We start from the raw sequence: 12391 nt of genomic DNA, 5'->3' as shown, positions 1-12391 counted from the left end.
ACGTATATGCGAGTTACGCCTCCAAGCACGCGAGTGCGGTGTCTGATCACGAGAACCCGGCCTCGAGTTGGTCCAGCTGGTCGGCGGAAAGGGCGACGAGCGAGCCACCGGCGGGTTCCGGTTCCGGAGTGGCCTCGCCCTCGGGCGGGATCTCCTTGACGAGCGTCGCCAGCCGTTCCGGTGTCTTCTCTTCGAACACCTGCCACGGGCTCAGTTCCAGCCCTTCGCGGCGGGCGCGGGCCGACAGCTGCATCGAGATGATCGAGTCGCCGCCGAGTTCGAAGAAGCTGTCGTCCGGCCCGACCTGCTCCAGGCCGAGCACCTCCGCGAACAGCTCGCACAGCTTCGCCTCCATGGCCGTGCGCGGGTCGCGGCCGGAGGACATACCGGAGAAGTCGGGTGCCTGGAGCGCCCGGTGGTCGAGTTTGCCGTTCGGGGTGAGCGGCATCTTCTCCAGCGCCACGAACGCCGCGGGCATCATGTACTCCGGCAGCCGGGCGGCCGCCATCTCGCGCAGCACCGACGTGATCGAAACATCGGCCTCGTCCGCGGGCACGACGTAGGCCACCAGCCGTTTGTCGCCCGGCCCGTCCCGGTGCACGGCGACCGCGACCTGGGCGACGCCCGGATGTCCGGCCAGCACGTTCTCGATCTCCGCGGGTTCGACCCGGTAGCCGCGCACCTTGACCTGCGCGTCGACCCGGCCGACGAAGATCAGCTCGCCGTCGGGATCCCAGCGGAACCGGTCGCCGGAGCGGTACATACGCTCGCCCGGCGTGAACGGGTCGGCGACGAACCGTTCCGACGTCAGTCCCGGCCGTCCGAGATACCCGCGGGCGAGTCCCGCTCCCGCGATGTACAGCTCGCCCGCCACCCCCGGCGGCACCGGCTGCAGGTACGCGTCGAGGATGTAGTGCTTCACGTTCCGGATCGGGCCGCCGAGCGGGACGACCTCGTGTCCCGGCGACAACGGGGCGCTCATGGTCGAGCAGATCGTCGTCTCGGTCGGGCCGTAGGCGTTGATGAACCGGCGCCCCGGCGACCAGCGGTCGACCAGTGCCGGCGTGCACACCTCGCCGCCGGTCAGCACGCCGCGCAGCGTGTCCGGCAGGTCTTCCTCGACCGCCAGCACACTCGGCGACACCGTGAGATGGGTGATCCCCCACTGCCGCAGCGCGTCGCCGAGGGTCACCCGCGGCGGCATGCTCTCCGCGTCGGCCAGCACGAGGGTCGCACCGGCCAGCAAGGACATGTACAGCTCGGAGACGATGGCGTCGAAACCGATCGCGGACAACTGCAGGACCCGCGAGGACGCCGTCACACCAAGGCGTTCGATATGCGCGGTCGCCAGGTTCCCCAGCCCGGAGTGAGTGACCTGGACGCCCTTCGGCACCCCTGTCGACCCGGACGTGTAGATCACGTACGCCGCGTCGGTCGTCTTCACCGACGGCAGCACGACCGATGGAACCGCGGCGGGAAGTTCGTCCAGCAGCAGGATTTCGCCGTCGAACGTCTCCGGAACGACCGCCCGGGTAGCCGAAGTGCAGACCAGCACCTGCGGCGCCGAACTGGTCAGCATCAGCCCGATCCGCTCGGCCGGATAGTCCGGGTCGACCGGGACGAACGCCCCGCCGGCGAACGTCACGCCCATCATGGTCACTACGAGTTCGGCCGACCGTTCGACCAGCACCCCGACCCGGGCCTCCCGCCGGACACCCAGCCCGACAAGCAGTCGCGCCAGCGTCTCGACCTCGCCGAGCAGTTCGCCGTAGCGCAGGGTCCGCTTCGCGTCCTCGATCGCCACCGCGTCGCGCGACCGCTCCACCTGACGGCGGAACAACACCGGCAGCGCCTCGGCCTCGAACGGCACCTCGGTCCGGTTCCACTCCTCGATCACCAGACGGCGCTGCTCGGGTCCGATCAGGGCGACCCGCCCGACCGGGATCCGCGGCTCGGTCACCACCTGGTCGAGCGCCCGGATGATCGAAGCGACGATCTCCTCGATCCGCGTCCGGTCGAAAACGTCCGGCCGGTAGATGACCTCGCCGTGCACGCCGCCGCCTTCGGAAGCGCGGATCGACAACGGATAGTGCCCGGTGTCGTCCGGGATCCCCGCCGGGCGCAGGGCGAGGACGTCGGGATCGTCGGACGGCGGGGGCGGCGGCGGGTAGTTCTCGAACACCACGATCGTGTCGAAGGCCGCGCCGGGACCGGCGAGCTGGTTGATCTCGGTCAGCCCGACGTGCTGGTGCGGCATCAGCGCGACCTGACGTTCCTGCAGATCCGCCAGCATCTCCAGGAACGGCTGGGCGCCGGTGAGCCGCGCCCGGACCGGCAGCATGTTCATGAACAGGCCGACCGCGGATTCGACCCCGGGAATCTCGACCGGCCGACCGGCCACCGTGGTCCCGAAGACGACGTCGTCGCGTCCGGTCAGCCTGGCCAGCAGAAGCGCCCACACACCTTGGAAAAGCGTGTTCGTCGTGACGCCGTGCCGTCGGGTGAACTCCATCAGGCGGCCGCTGAGGTCGTCGTCGAGTTCGAAGCGGACGCGGTCCGGCTCGATGGGCACGGCGATTGTGTCCGGCGGCACCACGTGGGTCGCCTCGTCGAGCCCGGCGAGCTCGGTCCGCCACGCTTCCTTGGCCGCCGCCTTGTCCTGACGGGAAAGCCAGGCGAGGTACTCCCGGTACGACGTCGGCGTGGGCAGCTGCCGGTCATCTTCGTACGCTGCCATCACCTCGCCGAGGAAGACCGGAAGCGACCAGCCGTCGGCCGAGATGTGGTGCGACCGGAGCACCAGCCGGTGCCTGCGCTCGCCGAACCGCACCAGATGCAGGTGCAGCAGCGGCGCCTTCGCCAGGTCGAACCGCTCGGCGTGCGATGCCGCCGCGAGCCGCTCGAATTCCGCCAGCGCCTCGTCCTCGGGCAGATGCGACAGGTCGGTTTCCTGCCACGGCACCGGAACATCGCGGACTACGGCCTGGACGGCGGTACCTGAGCCGAGGCGGTGGAAACCCGCCCGCAGCGCGGGATGCCGGTCGAGCAGGGTCTGCCACGCCGCGCGGAACCGGGTGACGTCCAGCGGCCCGTCGAGGATGATGTCGCGGATACCGGCGTAGACGTCCGGCCCGCGCTCGTCGACCGCGTGGAACAGCAACCCTTCCTGCAGCGGGGAAAGCGGCCAGATGTCGTCCAGGCTCGGCACGAGCGCCTCGACGTCCGTCACTTCCTGCTGCGTCAGCGAAATCAGCGGGAAGTCCGACGGCGTGTGCCCGCCCGCGCCGCCCTCGGTGTGGAGGGCGAGCCCGGTCAGCATGTCCAGCCACGCCTGGCCGAGCGCCTCCGCGTCAGCCTCCGTGAGCAGGCGTTCCGCCCAGGTCAGAGTCAGCGTGAACTCCCCGTCGAGCACGACCGCGTCGATCTCGACGGCGTGCCGCAGCGGCAGGTCGTCCTCCGCCGTGCCGCCGATGGTCCCGGCCAGCTGCCAGGGTTCCGCGTCGCCTTCGGGCCGGGCCGAGAACCGCCCGAGGTAGTTGAAGCCGATCTCCGGCGACGGCAGCGCCGCCAGCACCTTCCCCGTCTCCGCGTCGAGATACCGCAGCATCCCGTAGCCGAGCCCGCCGTCGGGCACCGCTCGCACGTTTTCCTTGACCTGCTTCAGCAACCGGCCGGGCGTGTCCGCCCCGGAGGTGTCCAACCTCAGCGGATGGACATCGGTGAACCAGCCGAGCGTCCGCGACAGGTCCATCCCGTCGAGCGGCTGACGGCCGTGACCTTCCACGTCCACCACGACGGCGGTGCCGCCACGCCACCGGGTGACCGCGCCGGCGAGGGTCGCCAGCAGTACCTCGTGGACGCCGCAGTGGAAGGCCGTGGTGGTCTTCTCGACGAGCACGCTCGCGCGATCCCTCGGCAGGGTCCACGACTTCCGTCCCGAAGTCGCGATGGTGTCGCGCCGAGGATCGAGTTCGCCGACCCGAGCCTGCGCGCCGTCGAGGATTTCCGTCCACAACTCCAGTTCGCCGGTCCGCGACGCCGCCTGATCGGCCAGCGTCCGCGCCCAGCGCCGGAACGAAACGGGCGGTGGGTCGAGCACCGGTTCCTCGCACGCCGCTTGCAGATCGGCCAGCAGGACACGCCACGACACCACGTCGACCGCGAGGTGATGAGCGGCCACCACGAGCCGTCCCTCGGAGCCGGCATCCACCCAAACGGCCTGGAGCATCACGCCCGCGACGGGGTCAAGCCGTCCGGCGGCCTCGTGCGCGTGGCGCTCCGCGATTTCGTCGAGGTCACCGGCTCCGGCCTCGACCCGCTGGAGCAGCGCCGCCGCGTCGACGGATCCGCGTTCGGCCACGACCAGGCGGGAATCGATCACCTGGCTCCGCAGCAGGTCGTGGGTGTCGATCACCGCACGCAGACCGGCCGTCAGCACCTCGAGAGAAAGGTCGCCGGGCACGCCCGCCGTCACCCACTGCGCCAGTGCGCCCCGCGACATCGCGCCGGGATCGCGTTCGAGCAGCGCCCGCACGACCGGCGTCCACGGCACCTCGCCGACACCGTCGACGACCTCGGCCTGGTGCACGCCGCGCTCGGCGACCGCCGCGATCCCCGCGGGGGTCTTCTGCTCGAAGACCTGCTTGGCACCGAAGACGAAATCCTCGCGCCGGGCTCGGGCGGCCAACCGCATCGAGAGGATCGAGTCGCCGCCCAGTTCGAAGAAGCTGTCGTCCGCGCCGACCCGGTCCAGGCCGAGGATTTCGGCGAAGAGATCGGTCATGACGCGTTCGGCCTCGGTCCGCGGTTCGCGGCCTGCCGGTTTCCCGGCGAAGGCGGGGGTGGGCAGGGCGGCGCGGTCGATCTTTCCGTTGAGGGTCAACGGGAAGGTGTCCAGCACCAGTACCACCGCGGGCACCATGAACTCCGGCAGCCGCTCCGCGAGCCGAGTGCGGATCGCTTCGGATTCCAGTCCCGGTTCCGCGGTCACGTAGGCGATCAGCCGTTTCTCGCCGGGACGTTCCTCCCGTGCCACCACGACCGCCTGCGCGACATCGGGCAGCGCGGTCAGCGCCGCCTCGATCTCCCCCGGTTCGACGCGGTAGCCGCGGATCTTCACCTGGGAGTCGGCCCGGCCGCCGAACAGCAGCTCGCCGTCCTCGGTCCAACGCGCGAGATCGCCCGTGCGATACATGCGCTCGCCGGCGGCGAACGGGTTCGCGACGAAACGCTGGGCCGTCGCGGTCGGAGCGCCCAGATAACCGTCTGCCAGACCGGCACCGGCGAGGTACAACTCGCCGGTCACGCCCGGTGCCACCGGCTGAAGGAACGCGTCGAGCACGTACGCCTGCCGTCCGGCCAGCGGTCCGCCGATCGGCAGGACGTCACCCGTCTCGGCACCCGGTTCGAGGACGAGCCAGGTGGCGCAGAGAGTGATCTCGGTGGGCCCGTAGAGCTGCCGGAACCGGACGTCCGGGCAAGCGTGGCGCATCCGTTCGACGGAGGCGAGCGGCACCGCGTCGCCGCCGGTCAGGATCTCCCGCAGCCCGGTGAAGGATTCCGGCGCTTCCTCGGCCACCACGCGGAAAGTCCCGGCGGTCAGGTGGATGGTGGTGACACCGCGTTCGACCGCTTCCCGCACCCGCTGCGCGTCGACCGCGCCCGGTTCCGCGACCACGACGGCGGCCCCGCTCACCAGCGGCACCCAGATCTCGACCAGCGACGCGTCGAACGCGTGGGAAGCGTGCAGCAGCACGCGATCTCCGGGCCCCTGCGACCAGCCCGGGTCACCCGCGAGCGCCGCGACACTGCCGTGCGGCACCGAGACACCCTTCGGCACGCCGGTCGATCCCGACGTGTACATCACGTAAGCCGTGTCGTGCGCGCCGACGGTGACCGGCGGCGCCGCGTGCTCCGTCGCGCCCATGACCACCGGCTCGACGCCGTCCGGCACCGAATCACGGCTAGCCGCCACGCAGATCGCCAGCGCCGCACCGGAATCGGCCAGCATCCGCTCGATCCGCTCGGCGGGGTAGTCCACGCTCACCGGAACCTGCGCCGCACCGGCCTTCCAGACCGCGAGCAGCGCGACGATCAGATCCGCGCCGCGTTCCATCACGACGCCGACGCGGTCACCGCGCCGCACCCCGCGTGCGGCCAGATACCCGGCCAGCCCATCGGATTCACGGTCGAGTTCGGCGTAGGACAGCGTGCGATCCCCGTCGACGACCGCCACCGCTTCGGGGGATTCCGCGGCCCGCCGCCGGAACAGCTCCGGCACCGTGACACCCGTCGTCGCCTCGCCTGTCGCGTTCCACCGCTCCACCACGGACACGCGTGCCGGTTCGCTGGTCACACCGAGGCGGCCCACGGGAAGCGAGGCCTCCGCCGACACGCGCTCCAGCACCCGAACGACCTGCCTGGCGACCTCTGCCGCGGTCCCGGCGTCGATCCGGTCGGGCCGGTAGGCCACGCGGATCAGCAGGCTCTTGCCGGGCGAAACGCTCATGGTCAGCGGATAGCCGGTGCCGGTCCTGGTCTCGACGGCGCTGATCGCGACACCGCCGTCGTCGCCGAGACCGTCGGCGTCGTGCGGGTAGTTCTCGATCATCACGATGGTGTCGAAGACCGCGCCCGAACCCGCCGCGCGCTGCACCTGCGACAGCCCGAGGTACTGGTGCTCGGACAACGCGGACTGCCGGGCCTGGAGATCCTGGAGCATTTCCAGCACCGGCAGGTCCCCGTCGAGACGCACCCGGACCGGGATGGTGTTGATGAACATCCCCACCATCTGTTCCACGTCCGGCACGTCCGCGGGACGCCCGGAAACGACCGTCCCGAACACGACGTCCGTCCGGCTCGCCAGCCGCGACAGCACCAGCGCCCACGCGCCCTGCACGATCGTGCTCAGCGTCAGGCCGTGACCGCGGGCGAAACCGGTGAGTGCCCGCGTCGCCGCCTCGGACACCGATTCCGCGTGCTCACCCGGCACGACCATCGCCCTGTCCGCGTCGGCGTCCACCACGGTCGGCTCGTCGGAACCGGCGAGTTCGGCCCGCCACGCCGCCTGCGTCGCCTGCTCGTCCTGGCGGCTCAACCACGTCAGATAGTCCCGATAGGACGGTGTCTTCGACGGCGCCTGCCCGCCCGCGTAAGCGATCGACACCTCACCCAGGACGAGCGGCGTGGACCAGCCGTCGAGGAGGACGTGGTGCGACGTCAGCACGAACCGGTGCCGCACCGGGCTCAGCTTGATCAGCATCAGCCGGAGCAGCGGCGCCTTGGTCACGTCGAAGCGCTCCGCCTGGTCTTCGGCGAGCAGGCGTTCGATCTCCGCGGCCGCGTCCGCCTCCCCGACGTGCGACAGATCGACCGTGCGCCAAGGGATTTCCGCTTCGGCGGCGACGACCTGCACCGGCTCGCCGGAACCCAGCTGGTGGAAACCGGTCCGCAGCGTGTCGTGCCGGGCGACCACCTGGTTCCACGCGGCGCGCAGCCGCTCGGCGTCGAGCGGCCCGTCGAGGTCGAGGATCCGCTGGCTCTGGTAGACGTCGACGCCGTCGTCGGCGACGGCTCGCTCGAAGAGCATGCCTTCCTGCAGCGGCGAAAGCGGCCAGATGTCGGTCAGGCCCGGGGTCGCGGCTTCCAGCTCGGTCACGTCCTGCTGCGCCAGCTCGACGAGCGCGAAGTCGGACGGCGTGTGCCCACCGGCGTCGGCATCGGCGGCGAGCGCGGTCAACGTCGCCAGCCAGGCCTCGCCAAGGTGTTCCACCGTGGCGGGGTCGACGTCCCGGCCGTCGATGGCGAGCCCCAGCCGGGGTCCGTCCGGCGTGTCCTGCACCTCCGCGCCGACCTCCACGGGGTGGGCCAGGATCATGTCCGGGCCACCGCCGAGCGGTCCTTCGCCCGACGGCTGCCAAGCCCTGTCCTTGGCGGAAAGGCTTGTCCTGCCGAGGTAGTTGAAGCCGATCTGCGCGGGCGGCAGCTCCGCGAGCCTGGCGCCGGTGCCGGGGTTGAGGTAACGCAGCAGCCCGTAGCCGAGCCCGTCACCGGGAACCGCGCGGATCTGTTCCTTGGCGGTCTTCAGCAGGTCCCCCGCCGAGACGTCGAAGCGGACCGGGTGCACGCTGGTGAACCAGCCCACGGTGCGCAGCAGGTCTTCGCCGTCGGCGGCCTCGCGGCCGTGGCCTTCGACGTCCACGAGCACCGCGCCGCCGGCTCCGCGCAGCGCGCCCGCGAGACCCGCCAGCAAGACGTCCTGGATCCCGCAGTGGAAGGCGCCCGGCAGCCGGGTCAGCAGGTCGTTCGCCGCGTCGCCGGACACCGTCGCGGACCACGAGTGCGTCTTGCCCGGGCTCGGTTCCACGGCCGGTTCGGCGCCGTCGAGGAGGGCGATCCAGCGTTCGGTTTCGGCCACGGTGCGCTCGTCGCGCGCCTGCTCGGCCAGCCGCCGCGCCCACTGCCGGAAGGGCGTCGCCACGGGTTCGAGCGCCGCGCCTTCGTAGGCCGAGCGCAGATCGGGCAGCAGGATCCCCCACGAGACCGCGTCGACGGCCAGGTGATGCGCCACCAGCGCGAGCCGTCCCTCCCCGGTGTCAGGAGAGTCGATCCACACCACGCGCAGCATCGCCCCGGCCGCCGGGTCCAGCGTGGCCGTCGCCGTCCGGACCTCGCGTTCGGCGGCCTCGTCCAGGTTCTCCGCGACCACCCGTGTCACCAGGGCGGCCGCGTCGACCGCACCAGGCTCGGGCACGATCAGCCGTCCCGATTCCACCCGCGCCCGCAGCAGATCGTGCGTGTCCAGCAGCGCCTGCACGGCCTTGACCAGCTTGTTCTGGTCGAATTCGGCGGGGGTGACGATCACCCGTGCCTGCGCGAAGCCGGGGCGCACGGCGTTCTCGCCGAGGGCGAGCATCACCGGCGTCATCGGGATCTCGCCGACCCCTGACTCCACTGTGGACGGTGCTGCGGCCTCCTTGGCCAGTGCCGCCAGCCGCTCGGGCGTCCGGTGCTCGAACACCAGCCGCGGCGTCAGGGAGATCCCCTCCCGCCGGGCGCGGGCGGCCACCTGCATCGACGAGATCGAGTCGCCGCCCAGCTCGAAGAAGCTGTCTTCGACGCCGACCCGCTCCAGCCCCAGGACGTCCGCGAATACTCCACAAAGGACTCGCTCGTCCTCGGTCGCGGGTTCGCGGCCCGCCGCCTTCGAGGAGAAGTCCGGCTCGGGGAGCGTCTGCCGGTCCACCTTGCCGTTGACGGTCAGCGGAAGTTCGTCCAGCACCAGGATCGCGGCCGGGATCATGAACTCGGGCAGCGTCTCGGCGAGCCGGCCGCTCAGGCGTGCCGGGTCGAGGTCCTGCCCCGCTTCGGGAACGGCGTACCCGATCAGCTGCTCACCACGGGCGATCACCACGGCCTGGGCGACGCCGGGCAGGCGGCCGAGCGTGACCTCGATCTCCCCTGGTTCCACCCGGTAGCCGCGGATCTTCACCTGGTCGTCGGCGCGGCCGGCGAACGCCAGCGTGCCGTTCTCCGTCCAGGACGCGAGGTCCCCGGTGCGGTACATGCGCCCGCCGGGCACGAACGGATCCGCGACGAAGCGCTCGGCCGTCAGCGTCGAACGGCCCAGATAGCCTTGCGCCACACCGGCTCCGGCGACGTACAGCTCACCCGGCAGCCCCGCGGGTACGGGCCGCAGGAACGCGTCGAGCACGTAGACCCGCCGTCCCGCGAGCGGACGGCCGATCGGCAGCACCGATCCCATCTCGTCGCCGGGTTCGAGCACCCACCACGTCGCGCACAGCGTGGCCTCGGTGGGCCCGTAGAGATGCCGCACCCGTACGTCCGGGCAGGTCCGCCGCACCCGCTCGACCGCCGCCGGCGGCACCGCGTCACCACCGGTCAGCACCTCACGCAGCCCGGCGACCGACTCCGGCGCCTCCTCCGCCAGCACCCGGAAACTCCCGGCCGTCAGGTGGGCCGCCGTGACGCCGTCCGCCACGTAGCTCGCCAGAGCCTCGCCGTCCACCGCACCCGATCCGGCGAGCACCACCCGGGCGCCCGAGACCAGCGGCACCCACAGCTCGAACAGGGAGATGTCGAAAGCGTGCGAGGCGTGCATGAGCACCGCGTCGCCGGGGCCGACGTCCCAGCCCGGCTCGCCGACCAGCGCCGCGACGTTGCCGTGCGACACCGCGACACCCTTGGGCGTCCCTGTCGAGCCCGACGTGTACATCACGTACGCGACGTCGTCCGCCGTGGCGCCGATCGACAGCCGGGCGGCCTCCGCGACCGATCGCCGGGTCTCCGGATCGTCGAGGACGATCGGTTCGAGACCGCCGTCCAGGACGGCGTCCCGGTGCGCTTCGGTGCACACGACCGCCGACGGCTCCGCGTCCGCCAGCATGAACTTCACGCGTTCCGCCGGGTACGCGGGGTCCAGCGGGATGTACGCCGCGCCCGCCTTCCACACCGCGAGCAGGGTCGCGATCAGCTCGGGCGACCGGTCCATCACCACGGCGACCCGGTCACCGCGCCGAACGCCCTTGCCACTCAAGTAGCCCGCGAGCCGTTCGGCGCGCTCGGCCAGCTCGCCGTACGTCAGCGTTTCGTCGCCGGCGACGACGGCGATCGCGCTTTCGTCCTGACGCGAGAACAGATCCGGTGCCAGGACGTTCGGTTCGGCCTCGGCCGACACACCCCACCGGCCGACCGTTTCGCGCTCGGCCGCGGTGGTGACGTCGATGTCGGCGACGGTGAGGTCGCGCGACAGCTGGCGCAGCACGCCGGTGAACCGCTCGACGATGTTTCGCGCGGCGGCCTCGTCGAACAGGTCCGTGAGGTAGTCGAGTTTGACGAGCATCGACTCGCCGGGGACCGCGACCAGCGTCAGCGGGTAGTGGGCCGCCTCCTGGCCCTGGTTCACGCGAATACCGAAGGGCGCGGCGGACTCCGGCCCGCCGAGCTCACGCGGGAAGTTCTCGAAGACGATCATGGTGTCGAAGCTCGCGCCGGGTCCGGCCGCCTGCTGGATGTCCGCGAGCCCGACGAACTGGTCGGGGATGAGCGCCGACTGCCGCTTCTGCAACTCCGCCAGCATCTCGACGACCGGCGCCGAACCGCGCAGCCGCGCGCGCACCGGGACGGTGTTGAGGAACAGCCCCACCATCCCCTCGACGCCGGGAAGATCCGGCGGGCGCGCCGAAACGACCGCGCCGAACACGACGTCCGTGCGACCGGTCAGCTGCGCGAGCACCATCGCCCACGCGCCCTGCACGACGGTGTTCAGCGTCACTCCGTTGCCGCGGGCCAGGTCCTCCAGCGACCGGGTGAGCTCCGACGGCAGCTCGACCGTGACGCTCTCGGGAACGCCGGGCGCGCGTCCCGGATCGGCGGGCGCCACCAGAGTCTGCGCTTCGAGGTCACCGAGCTCGTTCGTCCAGGCCGCGAGCGCCTTCGTCTTGTCCTGACGGCTCAGCCACGCGAGATATTCGCGGTACGGCGTCACTTCCGGCAGCTCCGCCGCCGCGTACAGCGCCGACAGCTCGTCGAACACGATGGGCAGCGACCAGGCGTCCATGATCGCGTGATGGCAGGTGACCACCAGACGGTGGCTGTCGTCGCCGAGCCGGATCAACGTCAGCCGCAGCAGCGGCGCCGTCGCGAGGTCGAACCGTTTCGTCCGGTCCTCCTCGGCCAGCTCGTGCACGGCCGCTTCGGGGTTTTCGAGATGGGACAAGTCGATCTCGCGCCAAGGCAGTTCCACCTGCCGGGCGATGATCTGCACCGTCTCGCCGGTTTTGCGCTGCCGGAAGCAGGCCCGCAGCGACGCGTGCCGCGCCAGCAACGCCTCCCACGCCGCGCGCAGCCTCGCCGCGTCCACGGGCCCGTCGAGCTCCAGGACCCAGTGTCCAATGTAGACGTCGAGCCCTTCGCCGTCGTAGACCGCGTGGAAGACCAGCCCTGCCTGCAACGGCGACAGCGGCCAGATGTCCTCGATCCGCGACTGAGCCATCAATTTCTCCCTCGATCAGCGAAGTTCTTCGGCGAATCCCGTCCTGCGCGAAGTCGAGGCGCCGACGTCGAATGCGGCATGTCCCCCCACCGAATCGTCGCCCGAAGGGCCGAACCGGACAACATGTCCAACGGCCCCCGTTTTCCCCTGCGGTGAAAGGGAAGTGCCCGGTTCGGCATGAGCGAGGGTGAAGGGGACTTTCCCCGCGTCCGATGCGGTGAAAGTCCCCTTCACGCCAGCTCACCTCAGGCCCCGGGTGTCGCGAAAGCCACTTTCGCGACGTCTGATGTCCCGAAAGTGGCTTTCGCGACATCCCCCACCGCCACCGGAAAGCGAAAAGGGGTCGTGAGTGGTTAGGACGGTTAGAACCGTCCTAAC

The 12391-nt window shown here is 71.0% G+C and carries 1 protein-coding gene; it reads right to left on the bottom strand.

Annotated elements, in window-relative coordinates; translation table 11 throughout:
* Positions 1-46 precede the first annotated feature (46 nt).
* Entirely contained in the window at positions 47-12013 is an 11967-nt protein-coding gene (locus ACFVM3_RS33590; protein ID WP_378443936.1) for an amino acid adenylation domain-containing protein, read from the bottom strand.
* Positions 12014-12391: the final 378 nt, after the last annotated feature.

Origin of the sequence: Amycolatopsis sp. NPDC057786, assembly GCF_042797905.1 — a bacterium.
Classification (GTDB): Bacteria; Actinomycetota; Actinomycetes; order Mycobacteriales; family Pseudonocardiaceae; genus Amycolatopsis.
This window is presented reverse-complemented; position numbering and strand designations above follow the sequence as displayed.